The sequence below is a fragment of the Marinobacter sp. BSs20148 genome (assembly GCF_000283275.1).
In the GTDB taxonomy this organism is placed as follows: Bacteria; Pseudomonadota; Gammaproteobacteria; order Pseudomonadales; family Oleiphilaceae; genus Marinobacter; species Marinobacter psychrophilus.
Genome location: NC_018268.1, coordinates 837,685 through 852,711 on the forward strand (window position 1 = coordinate 837,685; position 15,027 = coordinate 852,711).

A 15,027-nucleotide genomic window follows, 5' to 3' on the forward strand; every position below is an offset into this window, starting at 1 on the left:
CTGTATTTGAATCAAATTATGCCGCCAGACGGGGCACTAGGTGCATTTCCGGCGGATTATAACAGAGCTTACGGGCTACTGCTGCCAGCACAGTTGCCGACATTCACCGGGTTTGCCTCCAGGTTGCCATGTTTGCTCGGTAACCCGTATTTCGCCACTGGCGGACACGGTCACCACCGTGGTTACGCGGGTGCCGTAATGCTCGCCAATAATGAACGCCGGTGACAGCACCCGCTCAGTCGCAAGCCCCACGCCGGTGCGGGGCAACAAATGATCCGGGGCCGGAGTAGAGTCTTTTAAATGATTGATAAGGGCCTGGTGCAAAGGCTCACTGTTTTCACCGGCTGCGACTACGGTGCTGGTGACGTGCTGGCGCAGACGCAACAGTTTGGGCCAGGGCGTTTGCAGCAGATGATTGCTGACGCCATAGCTGCCACGGTGCAGACTGCGCCCCGGGTGAGCGTCGCGGTTGCTGAAATACCAGCCGCTCGGGCCGCTCGCGCGTTCCTGGCCGGCATCGAGTGTCACCAGATTAAAACCGGAATAGCGGCTGGCGTTGTCGGCCAAGTGCTTGCGCAAGGATTGGGCCGATTGTTGTAAGGTGCGAAGAGGCAAATCACCTCGGCTGATAACGCCGGCTTCCGGGCTGCCTTCGCGCACATTGGTGACCGCGCTAACAACACCGCTGGCGCTGATGGCTAGCCAGGTACCTCCGGCCTGTAAATCCCGGCCTGCCAGAACCGGCTTTGAAACCAGCGCACTGCTTGCATCCGTCCACCAGTCCATAGCGGCCGTAGGCCGGTTGAAGAATTCATCCCGGTTAGCAGCAACCACCAGCGGATAGTGCCGGTTCTGGCCCAGAGTAAACGCAATCAAACACATATCCGCGCTATTTCCTTAACGATGTGAATTCAGAAGGTGGGCACAATGGAGCCTTGTTTTCACAAGGTGTATCATAGCCGACCATAAATGTAACGGCGGTGTGCGCTGGAATGTCTTTCCTCATGCTTTTTTCGCTGTACCTCGCTTTGGGAGCGCTGGCAGGCACCTTAGCTGGCCTGTTTGGCATTGGTGGTGGCCTGGTTATTGTGCCGGTACTGATCTTCAGCTTCGGTGCCCAGAGCTTCAGCCCCGATATCGCCGCCCACATGGCAGTAGGGACCTCGCTGGCCACCATGGTGTTTACGTCGTTAAGTTCGATACGCTCACATCATGTTCACGGCGCAATTCGTTGGGATATTTTTCGGGCGATGACCACAGGTATCGTATTTGGCGCTTTAATTGGCGCTTGGACCGCCTCGCTGCTCAGCGGGCCAGCGCTGGAACTGATTATTGCCGTATTTGTGATCGTGATGGCGATAAAAATGTTGCTTGGTTTCAATCCCAAGCCAGGTCGATCGGTGCCAGGTAATAAAGGGCTGGGTGTGGCGGGCGCTGTGATTGGCTGGGTCTCGGCCATCTTTGGCATTGGTGGCGGAACACTAACCGTGCCCTACCTAAGTCGCTGTAACATTAAAATGCAGCATGCCATCGGTATCTCAGCAGCCTGCGGCCTGCCCATTGCGCTAGCCGGAGCTTTGGGCAACCTGTGGACTGGCTGGGGTGACCCGGAACTACCGCCGCACAGCCTTGGCTTTATTTATTTGCCGGCGTTGTTCGGGGTCATACTAACCAGCGTGATATTCGCCCGTGTGGGTGCCAATCTGGCGCACCGCCTCAACGCCGTCCTATTGAAACGAATCTTCGCCATTATGCTGGTGCTGATTGGTCTCCGTTTTCTACTGAGTTAAGGGATAATAATGTTGCAACACCCGCAAATCGACCCGGTGGCCATTGCTATCGGGCCACTAAAAATACACTGGTATGGTCTGACCTACCTAGTCGGCTTTGCTGCCGGCTGGTGGCTTGGGCGTTTACGCAGCCGCAAACCCTGGTCGCCGGTTAACGAAGAGCAAGTGGGCGACCTGCTGTTCTATCTGGCGTTAGGAGTTATTCTGGGTGGCCGCTTTGGCTATGTCATCTTCTACAACTTCGATGTGTTCCTTGCGGACCCTTTGTGGCTGCTGCGGGTGTGGGAAGGCGGCATGTCGTTCCACGGCGGCTTGCTGGGTGTCATGCTGGGCATGTGGTGGTACGGTCGTAAAATAGATACAGGATTCTGGCGTATGACCGATTTTGTTGCGCCACTCGTGCCTGTGGGCCTGGGGGCAGGGCGCATCGGCAACTTCATCAACGGCGAACTCTGGGGTAAACCCACGGATGTGCCTTGGGGTATGGTATTTCCGCAAGCGCCAGACGCCCTCGCTCGACACCCCTCCCAGCTTTATCAGTTCGCCCTCGAAGGCGTGCTGTTCTTCATTATACTGTGGTGGTTCTCGGCCAAGCCCCGGCCGCGGATGGCCGTATCCGGCCTGTTCCTGATCTGCTACGGCGCGTTTCGCTTTGCGGTGGAATTTGTGCGCGAGCCCGACGCCCAGCTGGGCTATCTTGCTTTTGACTGGCTTACCATGGGGCAAATGCTGTCATTACCTATGGTGCTAGCTGGCCTGATTCTAATGACCATAGCCTACCGGAGAAACGCCGTATGAAAGCCTACCTCGACCTGATGCAAGATATAGTCGACAACGGCAGCAACCGTGGTGACCGCACCGGTGTAGGTACCCGCTCGGTATTCGGCCGCCAAGTTCGCTTTAATCTGCAGCAAGGTTTCCCCTTGGTCACCACAAAAAAGATTCACTTGCGCAGCATCATCCAAGAGCTACTGTGGTTCCTGCAGGGCTCCACTGACAACAACTGGCTGACCGAACGTAAGGTCAACATCTGGAATGAATGGGCTTTGGATAATGGTGATTTGGGCCCTATATACGGCAAGCAATGGCGTAGCTGGCAGTGTCAAGACGGCCGAGTGATTGACCAGATCAGCGACCTGATCGACCAGATTCGCCAAAAACCCAATTCCCGTCGTCTGATTGTTTCCGCTTGGAATCCGGCCGAACTGCCCGACGAATCCATCGGCCCGCAAGACAATGTGCGCCAGGGCCGTATGGCACTGGCCCCATGTCACTGCCTGTTTCAGTTCTACGTCAACGACGGCAAACTCTCCTGCCAGCTCTACCAGCGCAGCGCCGATCTGTTTCTGGGCGTACCCTTTAACATCGCCTCCTATGCCTTGCTCACTCACATGATTGCCCAGCAGTGCGATCTCGACGTTGGCGAGTTCGTACACACCTTTGGCGATTGCCACCTCTACAGCAATCACCTGACTGATGACATCGTATTCGAACAACTCAAACGTGAACCAAGGGCGCTGCCAAAGTTAGTGATCAAGCGAAAGCCTAACTCCATCTTCGAATACGATCTGGACGATTTTGCGTTCGAAGGCTACGAGCCATATCCCGGAATAAAAGCACCGATTGCAATTTAATAGTTGAGTTAGCTTTCCGTGTTAAAAAAGGAAATCACCATGCAAAAAGCACTCATTGTCGCCATGGCTCAAAATCGCGTCATCGGCCGTAACAACAACTTGCCATGGTACCTGCCTGGTGACCTGAAATACTTCAAACAAGCCACCATGGGCAAGCCTATTATCATGGGCCGCAAAACATGGGACTCCATTGGTCGTCCCTTGCCAGGACGCATGAACGTGGTTATCTCACGCAATGAAAAATGGCAGGCACCGGTAGGCACCACTGCAGCCACAACGCTGAAAGCAGCACTAAAAAAAGCCGAAGCACAGGCAGAACTGGATGGTATTAAAGAAGTCATGGTGATTGGCGGCGGGCAAATCTACGCCGAAGCGCTACCGCTGGTGGATCGTATTTACATGACCCTAGTGCACGCAGACGTGGAGGGTGATGCTTACTTTCCGGAAGTAAATTGGGAAGAGTGGAACGAAGTCGGACGCGAAGATTTCTCCGCGTCCGACAACAATCCTTACAACTACAGCTTCGTAGTGTATCAGCGCATGGCGTCAGACTGACGCGGCGGGCGTTTGCCAGCGGGCTTGCCGGCAAACTTGCCTTTGCCGCCTGGCGCACCGCCACTCGGGCGTTTATTGTAGCTACCTGGCTTCGGGCCCTTGCGGAACTCGCCAGGGCGACCGGCTTTGCGGTCACGATTTGGCTGCGTGGTTGATACCGCTGGCAGAGCTTCCGGCTGCTCCAGCGGCAACGAACCTGGTTGAGTGGCTTCCAGCATGCACGCCAAAGCGCCTGCAACCATCGTAATGTCCATCTCGTTGCGCTCGGCAATATCGTCTAGCATCGCCATTGCTTTGCTCAGTTTGCGATCTTCCGCAAAACCTATCAGTTGGCTTTCAAACTGATCTACGCGCATTTTTTGCAGCGCCGCCGGCGAGGGCAACTCATAGGCTTCCATGGTCGCATTGGTAGCGCGCTCCAGCGTGCGCAGCCAGCTACGCTCCCGGGGCGTTACCAACAAAATAGCTTTACCATCACGACCGGCACGGCCAGTACGACCAATGCGGTGAATATACGCTTCGGTGTCGTAAGGTACGTCGTAGTTGATCACGTGTGTGATACGCGGCACGTCCAGACCACGGGCAGCAACGTCTGTGGCTACAACGATGTCTTTCTTGCCACGCTTCAGGTCTTCAACTGTCTGCTCGCGCTGTCGTTGATTCAGATCGCCGTTCAAGGGCGCTGCAGCGTGGCCGCGAGCCGCCAGCTTTTCCGCCAACACGATGGTTTCGGCCTTGGTGCGCACAAAGATAATTGACGCGTCAAACGGTTCCACTTCCAGAATGCGGGTCAGGGCATCAAGCTTGCGCTCAGCGTACACCGGCAGCACGTACTGGGAGATAGCGTCAACCGTGCGGCTTGCGCTTTCGATACGTACTTCAACCGCATCTTTCAGATAGGTCTGAGCAACCTTCTTGATTTGCGGCGGCATAGTGGCCGAGAACAGTGCGCGCTGGCAGTTGTCCGGGGTTTTCGACAGAATCGCTTCAACGTCGTCAATAAAGCCCATGCGTAGCATTTCGTCGGCTTCGTCCAGCACCAAGGCTTTCAAGTTATCCAGCTTCAACGTGCCTTTGCGCAGGTGGTCCAGCATCCGGCCAGGAGTGCCAACAATAACGTGGGCTCCACGGCGCAAGCCTTTTATCTGCGGGAAAAAGTCTTGACCGCCATAAATTGGCAGCACATGAAAATTAGGGAGCTTGCTGGCATAGGTAGAAAATGCCTCTGCTACCTGAATGGCCAGTTCGCGGGTAGGTGCTAGAACCAGAATCTGCGGCGCGTTGACGCTTGGGTCCACCCGGCTCAGCAGTGGCAAAGCGAAGGCGGCGGTTTTACCGGTGCCGGTCTGGGCTACACCCAGTAAATGGCGGCCGGACAATAGCGCAGGGATAGCTTGCGCCTGTATTGGTGTGGGGGTTTCATAGCCAACGGCGGTCACCGCTTCAAGAACGGCAGGATCAAGCCCCAGTTCGGCAAAAGACAATTCAGACATTGATGTACTCGGAATTCGAAAGGTAAAGCATTGACGTGCAATGCGTGATGTGAACGGATTATACCGGTTTTGTTGCTGCTTTAAAATGCAAAAATTAATGCTGGCCCGTAGGTAGTTGTCCGCGGATGTCAAATAAGGCGCGCTAAGCACCCTTATCAGGCTCTGGGTGACGATTTGAACGTTTGTCCTCCCAGCTCAATTCCTGTGGTCGATACCAGCCGACAGCCCGTAATACTTTCTCACGTGTTGGTAGCGACAAGGTAACCCAGAGTTGCTGGAAATCCTCCAGTCCTTGCGTACGCAGGCGGGCCTGCCTGCTTTGCAGTCGGTTAACGATGCGAGGCAGGTTTAGCGCGGCACCCAGCTGACCGGGCACAATAATTTCTTGCCCCAGCACTTTGCGGCGATGTGTGCGCGCGGCCAGCACTCGCTGCAGTTCAACAGCGGCGTCGAGCGCTGTGTCTTCGGTAAATGTGTTTACTTCCACTGATTCGGCTCGCGATAATGACAATTTTTTAATAAATCACGACAAACTGCTAGCTATCCCTGCGCCTATGGTGCCGTGGTAGGCTTAGGTCCGCAACAAGGAGAGTTTGGATTACTATGCACGCAAAACTTGAAACACGCGCCTTTCTGGCCATGCTGGTCGGGGTCTCAGTCGCCTTTATATTGCTGATGAAGCCTTTTTTCGGGCCGATATTCTGGGCGGTGGCCATTGCCCTGATTTTTCATCCGGTTCAGTTGAAACTGGCCCGGCGCTTTGGCGACCGGCCCAACACCAACGCCTTGATTACCCTGTTTCTGTGCATGGTGATTGTGGTCATTCCCGTGTTGTTGTTGGTGGCTTCCCTAGTAGCAGAGGGCGTCGGCCTTTATCAAAAAATCCAAAGCGGCGACGTGCGCCCGGGCGAATATATTGATCAGGTAAATCAGTCGTTTCCGGCTATTCAGTCTTTTTTGGCCCAGTTTGACATTAGCTTCGCTGAGCTGCGTGATCGCACCGTTAATCTGATGGTTAGCGGTAGTCAGTTTCTAGGTAAGCAGGCGTTAGGTTTGGGTCAGAATACTTTCCAGTTTTTTCTTGGTCTGGCGTTGATGGTGTATCTGGCGTTCTTTCTACTGCGCGATGGCGTAAGCCTGGTAGAGCTTCTGATCCGCGCCTTGCCGTTGGGAGACGAGCGTGAGCGTCTGCTGTTTGCCAAGTTTGCCGAAGTTACCCGAGCGACGGTAAAAGGAAATCTGCTGATTGCTGTTATCCAGGGTGCTATGGGCGGCCTGATTTTTTGGATTCTGGGTATTGAGGGCGCGATTCTTTGGGGTGTGGTGATGGCCATTGTGTCGTTGTTACCTGCGGTGGGTGCGGCACTGGTGTGGGTGCCTGCCGCTATTTACTTGGCCGCGGTAGGCGATGTAGTTCAGGCGCTGATATTGACCGCCTTCGGTGTTGTGGTGATTGGTCTTGCCGATAATGTATTACGCCCGATTCTGGTTGGGCGCGACACCAAACTGCCAGATTACATCGTGTTGCTGTCCACCCTTGGCGGCCTCGCCATGTTTGGTATCAACGGCTTTGTTATGGGCCCTCTGGTGGCGGCGCTGTTTAACGCTTTTTGGGGTATTTTTATTCGCGAGTTCAGTCGCGAGTCGCCGATTACCCAAGCGTGGTTGCGCGGCGGCGAGGCTAAAGATTCAGGCAAGGCTGATACGCCTTTAGAGACGGATAACACCAAGCTCCGTTAGCTGCTGGGGCACTCCTTAGGCTTTCAGAGCAGGCTGCAATAATCGATTTTTGCGGCATAATAAATGCCGGGTTTAACCGTTTTTACATGGTTGTTTTGCGCACCGCTGACTACACTTTGCGTCAACACGGCCCTTATTTATAAATTATGCGCCAGAGGAGTACCTTCATGGGTGGTCAGGAAAGCCTGTCACTTCGCCAGTTAAAAGCTTTCCAGCCTTTGAACAAGCTAACCGATGATGAGCTTGTGCTGCTGGCCAGCCGTGCCGATCGCTGTGTGTTTAAAGCGGGCAAGGGCATCATGCAACGCGGTGCTTGTGACGGCCAAGAGTTTTTTCTGTTGGCCGGCGAAGTAGAGCTAACGTCCGAAGACGGCCGTCAAGTCCGCATTACGGCCGGCAGCGAGCGTGCGCAGAACCCCATCGCCCGCCTGCAGCCGCGAATGTATGATGTAAGAGCGGTAAAGCCCAGTGAATTTTTGGTGATTGCCCAAGATGTCTTGGCGCAAATGCTGGGGCGGGCACCGATGGAACAGGTGGAAATGCAAGCCAGTGATGGCGATCAAGTCAGCAGTGAGCAGCAGCAACTGTTGATGGAATTCTATTCCGAGCTGCGTTCGAATAAGGTTCGGCTGCCCAGTGTGCCGGATGTAGCGTGGAAAGTGCGGCGTCTGGTAGACCGGGAGGATGCTGGGGTAGGTCAGGTTGCTATGGCTATATCGGCAGATCCGGCGATGTCTGCAAAGCTGGTGCGAGCCTGCAATAGCCCCCTTTATCGCGGTTTTAACGATGTTCGCAATGTACGCGAGACAGTGGTGCGCCTGGGTCTGAAGACAACCCGCCAGCTGGTGACTGTATTTGCCATGCGTGACGTGTTTAAGAGCCGTCAGCCGTTGCTGCAGAAACACATGGAGCGTTTATGGCAGCACTCTTGCGAAATGGCAGCGCTGTGCTGGGTCCTGGCTGATGAGGCGACCAAAATCAACCCGGAAGAGGCCATGTTAGCCGGGTTGCTGCACGACATTGGCGTGGTGCCAATATTGGTGCACGCCGAGCATTATCCTCATTTGTTTAACGACGAAGATCGCTTATTGGCAGTTATAGCAGAACTGCGCGCAGATACGGGTACCGGGGTGCTGGAAAACTGGGCGTTTCCTGCACCGTTTTTAGAAGCGACCCGCCACGCTCAAGATTGGGACTATGACAGCGATCAGCCGCAACCACAGCTGGTAGACATAGTGATCGTGGCGCAAATGCACGCCATGATTGGTTCTGGCGAGAGTGAGGGGTTGCCACGTTTTGATCAGTTGCCTGCTTACAGCCGTCTGGGCGGGCTTGAGCTGAATGCGTCGCGCAGCCTGGACTTGTTAACCCGCGCCCGCAGTCGTGTGGATGAAATAAAACAGCTGCTGGCAATTCGTTAGACTCATTCAGCTGGTGGCCGGCGCGAAGTCGGCCAGCGCCTGGGGCCAACGCAAATAAAGATAGCCTCCGCAAAATATTAACCAGGCTGTGAAAGCCGCCGCGGTTGTGCTGTCTGGATAGAGTGCGATGCGGTCATAACGACTGTAGCTTGCGCGTACTAAACCAGTGACCGCCAGTCCCAGCAACAAGCCACCCACAATATCGCTAAACCAGTGCACACCCAGATAAAGCCGACTTAACGCCACCGGAAGCAGCGGCAGCGATGCCAGCGTATATATCTGCCAGCGTTTGCGGGTGCCGGCTTCGGCTGCAATAAAACTAGCCGCAAGGGTTACCAGCACCGTAATGCCGGCGGTATGGCCGCTGGGAAACGAAGCGGATTGCGGCGGTGCAAACACTATTTCCGGTCGCGCTGCAGCAAAACCGTTTTTAAGAGCCCACACCAGAACAGTGGTCAGCACGCCGGCGGCCAGGCAATGCAGTGCGCCGGCGTAAAAACCGCGAAACGCCAAGGCCAGGCAGGCCAGCGCGGTGGCTATCAGTAAAATCGCCGGGTCGCTTAACGAGGTAATCGCAACAGCGGGTATGTCTAGCAGCGGTTGGCGCCAAGCCGCGAACCATTCTAGTACTGCTTGATCAAAAGGCCGCAGAACATCGGTAAATACCGCAAGCTGGCCCCACAACACAAAGAGACTGGCGCTGCCCAGACCCAGCATAAGAGATGCCAGCGGAAACTCGCCCTGGTTAGTAGGGCGTTGCTTGCTGTAAAGATGCCAGAATCGATGGCTGGCACGGTAGTTTTTCATAACCTGCTCCAGATACTGGTATACCCGGCCGTGGCCCGTTAGGCCCAGGTGTGCGCGAAATAACACCAAATACACCAGCAACAGAACCCCCACGCTTACCAAACTAACGGCATAGACGTGGGGCGGTGGCCGTAACTCTGACGTAAGCGCGCTGCCTACTAGAAATCCCGGCAGTACATAAACGGGTGCCCATGCAATAGCCGAGCTGATATTGAAGACAAAAAAGCGGTGCCAAGGCATCCAAAGCGCACCCGCAACCAGGGGAATGATGGGCCTGATCGGGCCAATAAAGCGCCCTGCCACAATACTAAAGGCGCCGTGCCGGTAAAAAAAGGCCTCTCCGCGGGCCACGATGGCCGGGTAACGGCTCATGGGCCAAACGTTATTAAGCCTTCCGGTCAGCAGGCGCCCTAGGGCAAAGCTTAGGGTGTCGCCGACAATGGCGCCAAAAAACACCCAGAAGAGGGCCTCGCCCAGTGCCATACCGGTCTGTCCGGCCAAGGCAGTTAACGCAAACAGAATGGCCACGCCGGGCACGAGTAGACCGGCAATCGCCAGCGACTCCACCAGGGCAGTGGCAAACAGCGCGGCGCTCAACCAGCCCGGATTTGCAGCCACTAAAGCGCTCAGCTCAACCAGCCAGACCTGCATTATAAAGCTACGGATCCGGGCACAAACCGCACATTGTTGCCGCCCGTTTTACGGACCTGACTGGCGCCGATATGGGCCCTTTTTGTTAAATCGTTGCTTTCGCTATCAGCTGGCAGGCGCGTGGTGCAGCCTACACTGACGCTGCTGCTTTCAACCGGCAGCCATTGCCGTTCGGCGATCGTGCGACGAATGCGCTCGGCGATTACTCGCGCCCCCTCCTCTGGGGTGAATGGCAATATCAGGAACAGAGTCGATTGACTCAGGGTATAAAGGGTATCGCCGGCGCGAATAATTTCGAACAGCTGCTGAATAATTTGCCGCTGCAAGGCAGTCAGGGTGTCGTTGCCATGCAGGGTCGCCACTTCATTAGCGTGATCTATATCCAGAGCAATCACCGACAATGGGTGTCCGGTTGCCTCGGCTCGGCTGATTTCCTGTTGCAGGTTTTCGTCAAGAAACCGGCCGTGGTGAGCCCCAGTCGACGGATCGATAATGGTCAGGTCATTCGCAGATTGCGCCATGGTACTGTAGCGCCGCACTGCCAGCGCGCCGGTTCCAAGTAGCATGGCCATACCACCGAAAGCCGCCAGAGCTTCTGTGGTTCCGGTTTTCAGCATTAACAGCAGTGTCATCAGTACCAGTAATAACAGCGACAGGCCCAAGCCTTCGCGCGCCGGCAGAATGAGCAAGTTCAGCGCTAGCAAAGGCATTGCCCAGTGGCCGGCAACCTGGCTCTGACTGGCAGCGCTGGTCGCCAGTACGGCGCCATTGAGGGTGCACAGCACAACAAAATGACCTTTTGCGGTCAATTGCTGATGCCTGTTCATAATGGTGTAGGCCAGGCCCGATCCGGCCAATACAGCCATAGCCAGAGCAATAAAAAACAGCCCATAAAAGCCGTAACGCAGATTTAGCAAGCCCAGCATCAGCAGGAATAGGGTGGTTAGCAGGTACGCTATGCCATGGGTGCGGGTGCGCAGCCGGGTTTCGATCATGCCCTTGGCTCCTGGTTAGGCCCATTGAAGGGTTGGCTGTTATTACTGGCGTGTTGCTGGGCTCTGCGCAACGCGCCTGTAACGCTGTGTTGCAGGCTGTTGGCGTCATCGCCGATGTTGAGCCCGGCGGCGCCGGTGCTGAGTGTCGTTGTTAGCTGGTGACTGTGTAGTAGTTGTTGCACGCCGTGCTGCAGAGCCTGGGCCTGCCGCGAGGCCTGGGGGCTGGTAATACCAGGAAGAATGATCAGGAACTGAAGATCTGCGACGCGATAATAAGCGTCAAAGTCGCGGATGTGGCTGTGCAAATAGCGCCCGATTTGCGGCAGAATCGAACGCAAATCGGCACCCGCCGGCTCTGCATCGTTGCTGGGTTTTAACGCCAACATGATGACTGACAGGGTTGTGCCTTCACGCTCGCTGCGTTGAATCTCTTTATTTAAATCGGAGGTCAGATGTTGCTGGCTGGCGGCGTTGGTGAGCTCGTCGGTGCGGCACAGGGGCATTAGCTGACGGCGTTTGAACTCCAGCAGAAATACCAGTATCAGGCTGAGGAGCAGGGTCAGAAAAAAAGCGCCGATCGTCTGGTGGCGTTGGGCAATGCCGCTGGCTTGGTACACCGTAAACATGGCGATGGCGACAACCGCAACAATGGCAATCCATGCGCCGCGCCGCGGTACTGCGACATAGGCCAACAGTGGCAGGCCGTAGAGCCAGTAACTCATAAACCACCGGTTGGTAAGGGCGGCAGTGGCCACCAATAGCATCAGAATGATAAAAAATCCGGCGCGCAGGGCAGGCCAAGGCGCGGCACCATGGCGTTGGTGGAACGTCGGGCTGCACACCACAATGCCGCCAACCGTTGCAGCGCAGGCAGCTAACAATGGCTCACTTGCCAGCACACAGAGCGCAGCCATAACTGCAGAACCAATGAAGGCGCTGTGGGCAAGGTATTTTAACAGCACAGAGCCGGCCATCATGGCCATGTTCGTGTTCCTTTATAATGACAACTGGTTTTCGGAGTTTGAGGCACGAGTATACTCGTTGTTTGGGGTGCGTACTTGAATGCAGACAGGTAAAGTTATGGCTCTTGCGACATCAGGATTCAAAGGTAACAAACGGATGGACATTGCAGCGTATATGAATGAAGTGGGTGCCCAGGCTCGTGCAGCAGCGAAACACGTTGCCCGATCAACCACAGCGGTTCGTAATCAGGCGCTGCTGGCGATGGCTCAGGCCTTGGACGCCGCTCGCGACGAACTGGCAAAGGCTAATCAACAGGACCTCTCTGCGGCCAAGGCCAGCGGCCTCGATAGCGCTATGCTGGACCGCTTGGAACTGACGCCGGCGCGGGTAGACGCCATGATTGAAGGGTTGCTGCAGGTGGCCGGCCTGGCAGACCCGATTGGCGCAATAACCGACATGGCCTATAGGCCATCGGGCATTCAGGTCGGTAAAATGCGTGTGCCGCTGGGCGTTATCGGGATTATCTATGAGTCACGCCCGAACGTGACGGTTGAGGCCGCCAGCCTTTGTCTGAAGTCTGGTAACGCCGCGATACTGCGCGGTGGCTCTGAATCCATTCACTCCAATCAGGCGATTGCGCGCTGTATTGCCAGTGGTTTGGCTCAAGCCGGTCTGCCGGAAACGGCTGTTCAGGTTATTGCCACCGCCGATCGCGCCGCAGTGGGCGAGCTGATCACTATGCCGCAGTACGTTGACGTTATCGTACCGCGCGGTGGCAAAGGCTTGATTGAGCGGGTTAGTCGCGACGCCCGGGTTCCGGTGATCAAGCACCTTGATGGCGTATGTCACGTTTATATCGACAGTCACGCCGATCCTGAAAAGGCGCTTGCGGTGGCCGTGAACGCCAAAACCCAACGTTACGGCACCTGTAATACCATGGAAACTCTACTGGTGGATGAGGAAATTGCCGCCGATATGCTGCCGCTGCTGAACGCTGCGTTCGTAGAAAAAGGGGTAGAACTGCGCGGCTGCGAGCGCAGTCGGGAAATTGTCAGCGAGATGACGCCGGCGACAGAAGCCGACTGGGAAGCAGAATACCTGGCCCCGATTCTTGCAATAAAGATCGTGGACGGTCTGGACGGCGCTATTGCTCATATCAGTCAGTTCAGCTCCCGACATACTGACAGTATTGTCACCGAAAATTACACCCGCGCCCGGCGCTTTCTTACCGAAGTGGATTCCAGCTCGGTGATGGTGAATGCCTCCACTCGCTTTGCCGATGGTTTCGAATACGGTCTGGGCGCGGAAATCGGAATTTCCACTGACAAAATCCACGCCCGCGGGCCAGTGGGGCTGGAGGGCCTGACGTCGCAAAAGTACGTGGTGTTCGGTGACGGTCATATCCGGGTTTAGCGCATGCACGTAATTTACGGTGGAACCTTTGACCCAGTGCACCACGGCCACCTGCGACTGAGCCTTGAGCTTAAGGATTATTTGGCAGTGGCTCAGGTGCACCTGGTGCCCAGCTATACTCCTCCGCACCGTGGCGTGACAGGCGCAAGCGCCGATCAGCGACTCCGGCTTTTGCAACTGGCGATTGCGGGCGAGCCGGCGTTAGCGATTGACTCGCGCGAGTTGGACCGTGGCGGCAAATCCTTTACTGCCGACACCCTGCGCCAACTGCGCGCCGAATTGGGCCCGGATTGCCCACTGGTGATGGCGGTGGGTACCGATGCGTTTGCCGGTTTTGATCGCTGGCGCCAGTGGCAGGAAATTCTGGCATTGGCGCATATTGTGGTGGTCAGCCGCCCTGGGCCGGTGTTAGATCCACAGGGCGTGCCTGCCTTTCTGCTGTCGAAGCATTGCGTCGAACACGGCAATGAGCTTAAAAGTTCGCCTTGTGGCCGAATTGTAATGTTTGCTCCGCCCTTGCTGGATATTTCCGCGACCGCCATTCGTCAGCGTCTGGCGCAGGGTCATTCCGCGCGCTACCTGCTGCCTTGGCAAGCGCTGGCAGAAATTCACCGGCAAGGGCTCTATGGTGCCTGCCCTGCGGTGGAACTTTAGTGCTACAATTGGGTTAATAGCGACTTTTCGGGCGGCCATTCTGGCCAGAGCCCGGGCAACAGGGTAATTATGCAGGCCGAACAACTGAAAGATCTGGTAATAAACGCGCTGGAAGATGTCAAAGCCCAGGATTTAAGTGTCATTGATGTGCGCGAGCGCACCGGTATCACCGATTTCATGGTTTTGGCGTCTGGCACGTCCAACCGACACCTTAAAGCGTTGGCCAATTCGGTCGTCGTTGACGCGAAAGAGCAGGGTATTCGGGTTGATCATATAGAAGGCGCAGGCGGTAGCGACTGGATACTGGTGGATTTGGGTGACGTTGTAGTGCATGTAATGATGCCGGCGGCCCGCGAGTTTTACGATTTGGAACGATTTTGGCGTGACGCCCCTGCACCTGACTTTGGTCTCGCGGGCGGCGAATAACCATGCGTTTACGTCTGATCTGCGTGGGGCAAAAAATGCCCGACTGGGTCAGCGCCGGTTATCTAGACTACGCTCGCCGCATGCCGCCGGAGCTATCTCTGGAACTGGTCGAAATCGCCATGGCACACCGGGGTAAAAATCCGGACATCCCCAGACTCATGCAGCGCGAAAGCGATGCCATTCTTGCCGCTACCCAGCCGAAAGACCGGGTGGTGGCGCTGGAAGTGGGCGGGCGGCCCTGGTCGACGGAAAAACTGGCTGCGCAACTTGAAAACTGGCAACAGGACGGTCGCGACGTCAATTTCTTGGTGGGCGGGCCAGATGGGCTTGCTGACGCCTGCCGCCAGCGCGCCGGCCAACAATGGTCTTTGTCGTCGCTGACGCTGCCTCACCCGCTGGTACGCATTGTGTTAGCGGAGCAGCTGTATCGAGCCTGGTCCATTACCCGCAATCATCCTTACCACAGGGCGTAAGGTGCACGATGG

Annotated in this window: 16 protein-coding genes; 10 read left to right on the forward strand and 6 right to left on the reverse strand. The window is 55.9% G+C overall.

Annotated features, from left to right (window positions below; all coding sequences use genetic code 11):
- Positions 1 to 75: 75 nt before the first annotated feature.
- A complete protein-coding gene (locus tag MRBBS_RS03760; RefSeq protein WP_014870088.1) occupies positions 76 to 882 on the reverse strand; it encodes an NRDE family protein in 807 nt (268 codons plus the stop codon).
- Between the two features lie 122 nt (positions 883 to 1,004).
- Here MRBBS_RS03760 and MRBBS_RS03765 point away from each other — a divergent pair, with 122 nt between their 5' ends.
- From MRBBS_RS03765 to MRBBS_RS03780, 4 genes are read left to right on the forward strand one after another with little or no spacing between them, the layout of a single operon-like run.
- Positions 1,005 to 1,790, forward strand: a complete 786-nt coding sequence (locus tag MRBBS_RS03765; protein ID WP_014870089.1) for a sulfite exporter TauE/SafE family protein — start codon at positions 1,005 to 1,007, stop codon at positions 1,788 to 1,790.
- 9 nt (positions 1,791 to 1,799) lie between these two features.
- A complete protein-coding gene (lgt, locus tag MRBBS_RS03770; protein WP_014870090.1) occupies positions 1,800 to 2,588 on the forward strand; it encodes a prolipoprotein diacylglyceryl transferase in 789 nt (262 codons plus the stop codon).
- Positions 2,585 to 3,424 (forward strand): thymidylate synthase, encoded by an 840-nt coding sequence (locus MRBBS_RS03775; RefSeq protein WP_014870091.1) that lies wholly within the window; start codon positions 2,585 to 2,587, stop codon positions 3,422 to 3,424. Before lgt ends, MRBBS_RS03775 begins: the two co-directional genes overlap by 4 nt.
- A 39-nt stretch (positions 3,425 to 3,463) precedes the next feature.
- Entirely contained in the window at positions 3,464 to 3,979 is a 516-nt protein-coding gene (locus MRBBS_RS03780; protein WP_014870092.1) for a dihydrofolate reductase, read from the forward strand.
- Here the strand turns inward: MRBBS_RS03780 and MRBBS_RS03785 are convergent.
- Positions 3,958 to 5,472, reverse strand: a complete 1,515-nt coding sequence (locus tag MRBBS_RS03785) for a DEAD/DEAH box helicase (RefSeq protein WP_014870093.1) — start codon at positions 5,470 to 5,472, stop codon at positions 3,958 to 3,960. The two genes, MRBBS_RS03780 and MRBBS_RS03785, sit on opposite strands and share 22 nt — an antisense overlap.
- Positions 5,473 to 5,614: 142 nt before the next feature.
- Positions 5,615 to 5,959 (reverse strand): hypothetical protein, encoded by a 345-nt coding sequence (locus tag MRBBS_RS03790; protein WP_014870094.1) that lies wholly within the window; start codon positions 5,957 to 5,959, stop codon positions 5,615 to 5,617.
- A gap of 116 nt (positions 5,960 to 6,075) precedes the next feature.
- Here MRBBS_RS03790 and MRBBS_RS03795 point away from each other — a divergent pair, with 116 nt between their 5' ends.
- On the forward strand, positions 6,076 to 7,212 hold the full coding sequence (locus MRBBS_RS03795; RefSeq protein ID WP_014870095.1) for an AI-2E family transporter: 1,137 nt from the start codon (positions 6,076 to 6,078) through the stop codon (positions 7,210 to 7,212).
- Between the two features lie 167 nt (positions 7,213 to 7,379).
- Positions 7,380 to 8,633 carry an HDOD domain-containing protein gene (locus MRBBS_RS03800; RefSeq protein WP_014870096.1) on the forward strand — a complete coding sequence of 418 codons (1,254 nt, stop codon included), beginning with the start codon at positions 7,380 to 7,382 and terminating at the stop codon, positions 8,631 to 8,633.
- A 6-nt stretch (positions 8,634 to 8,639) separates the two neighbouring features.
- Here the strand turns inward: MRBBS_RS03800 and MRBBS_RS03805 are convergent, their stop codons facing one another.
- Genes MRBBS_RS03805 through MRBBS_RS03815 form a run of 3 tightly spaced genes read right to left on the reverse strand, consistent with a single transcriptional unit; the run spans position 8,640 to position 12,069 of the window.
- A complete protein-coding gene (locus tag MRBBS_RS03805) occupies positions 8,640 to 10,091 on the reverse strand; it encodes a bifunctional DedA family/phosphatase PAP2 family protein (protein WP_014870097.1) in 1,452 nt (483 codons plus the stop codon).
- Positions 10,091 to 11,086, reverse strand: a complete 996-nt coding sequence (locus tag MRBBS_RS03810) for a GGDEF domain-containing protein (protein WP_014870098.1) — start codon at positions 11,084 to 11,086, stop codon at positions 10,091 to 10,093. The genes MRBBS_RS03805 and MRBBS_RS03810 overlap by 1 nt, the downstream gene beginning before the upstream one ends.
- Positions 11,083 to 12,069 (reverse strand): diguanylate cyclase domain-containing protein, encoded by a 987-nt coding sequence (locus MRBBS_RS03815; RefSeq protein WP_014870099.1) that lies wholly within the window; start codon positions 12,067 to 12,069, stop codon positions 11,083 to 11,085. The genes MRBBS_RS03810 and MRBBS_RS03815 overlap by 4 nt, the downstream gene beginning before the upstream one ends.
- Before the next feature lie 136 nt (positions 12,070 to 12,205).
- Here MRBBS_RS03815 and MRBBS_RS03820 point away from each other — a divergent pair, with 136 nt between their 5' ends.
- From MRBBS_RS03820 to rlmH, 4 genes are all read left to right on the forward strand, one after another.
- Positions 12,206 to 13,462, forward strand: a complete 1,257-nt coding sequence (locus MRBBS_RS03820; protein WP_041635063.1) for a glutamate-5-semialdehyde dehydrogenase — start codon at positions 12,206 to 12,208, stop codon at positions 13,460 to 13,462.
- A 3-nt stretch (positions 13,463 to 13,465) separates the two neighbouring features.
- Positions 13,466 to 14,116, forward strand: a complete 651-nt coding sequence (nadD, locus tag MRBBS_RS03825; protein WP_014870101.1) for a nicotinate-nucleotide adenylyltransferase — start codon at positions 13,466 to 13,468, stop codon at positions 14,114 to 14,116.
- 69 nt (positions 14,117 to 14,185) lie between these two features.
- Positions 14,186 to 14,542 carry a ribosome silencing factor gene (rsfS, locus tag MRBBS_RS03830; protein ID WP_014870102.1) on the forward strand — a complete coding sequence of 119 codons (357 nt, stop codon included), beginning with the start codon at positions 14,186 to 14,188 and terminating at the stop codon, positions 14,540 to 14,542.
- 2 nt (positions 14,543 to 14,544) lie between these two features.
- Positions 14,545 to 15,015, forward strand: coding sequence for a 23S rRNA (pseudouridine(1915)-N(3))-methyltransferase RlmH (rlmH, locus tag MRBBS_RS03835; RefSeq protein ID WP_014870103.1), 471 nt, complete (start codon positions 14,545 to 14,547; stop codon positions 15,013 to 15,015).
- Positions 15,016 to 15,027: the final 12 nt, after the last annotated feature.

Coding starts and splice junctions, on each gene's coding strand:
- MRBBS_RS03760 (WP_014870088.1), bottom strand. CDS start 882: ATGTGTTTGATTGCGTTTACTCTGGGCCAGAACCGGCACTATCCGCTG.
- MRBBS_RS03765 (WP_014870089.1), top strand. CDS start 1,005: ATGCTTTTTTCGCTGTACCTCGCTTTGGGAGCGCTGGCAGGCACCTTA.
- lgt (WP_014870090.1), top strand. CDS start 1,800: ATGTTGCAACACCCGCAAATCGACCCGGTGGCCATTGCTATCGGGCCA.
- MRBBS_RS03775 (WP_014870091.1), top strand. CDS start 2,585: ATGAAAGCCTACCTCGACCTGATGCAAGATATAGTCGACAACGGCAGC.
- MRBBS_RS03780 (WP_014870092.1), top strand. CDS start 3,464: ATGCAAAAAGCACTCATTGTCGCCATGGCTCAAAATCGCGTCATCGGC.
- MRBBS_RS03785 (WP_014870093.1), bottom strand. CDS start 5,472: ATGTCTGAATTGTCTTTTGCCGAACTGGGGCTTGATCCTGCCGTTCTT.
- MRBBS_RS03795 (WP_014870095.1), top strand. CDS start 6,076: ATGCACGCAAAACTTGAAACACGCGCCTTTCTGGCCATGCTGGTCGGG.
- MRBBS_RS03800 (WP_014870096.1), top strand. CDS start 7,380: ATGGGTGGTCAGGAAAGCCTGTCACTTCGCCAGTTAAAAGCTTTCCAG.
- MRBBS_RS03805 (WP_014870097.1), bottom strand. CDS start 10,091: ATGCAGGTCTGGCTGGTTGAGCTGAGCGCTTTAGTGGCTGCAAATCCG.
- MRBBS_RS03810 (WP_014870098.1), bottom strand. CDS start 11,086: ATGATCGAAACCCGGCTGCGCACCCGCACCCATGGCATAGCGTACCTG.
- MRBBS_RS03815 (WP_014870099.1), bottom strand. CDS start 12,069: ATGGCCATGATGGCCGGCTCTGTGCTGTTAAAATACCTTGCCCACAGC.
- MRBBS_RS03820 (WP_041635063.1), top strand. CDS start 12,206: ATGGACATTGCAGCGTATATGAATGAAGTGGGTGCCCAGGCTCGTGCA.
- nadD (WP_014870101.1), top strand. CDS start 13,466: ATGCACGTAATTTACGGTGGAACCTTTGACCCAGTGCACCACGGCCAC.
- rsfS (WP_014870102.1), top strand. CDS start 14,186: ATGCAGGCCGAACAACTGAAAGATCTGGTAATAAACGCGCTGGAAGAT.
- rlmH (WP_014870103.1), top strand. CDS start 14,545: ATGCGTTTACGTCTGATCTGCGTGGGGCAAAAAATGCCCGACTGGGTC.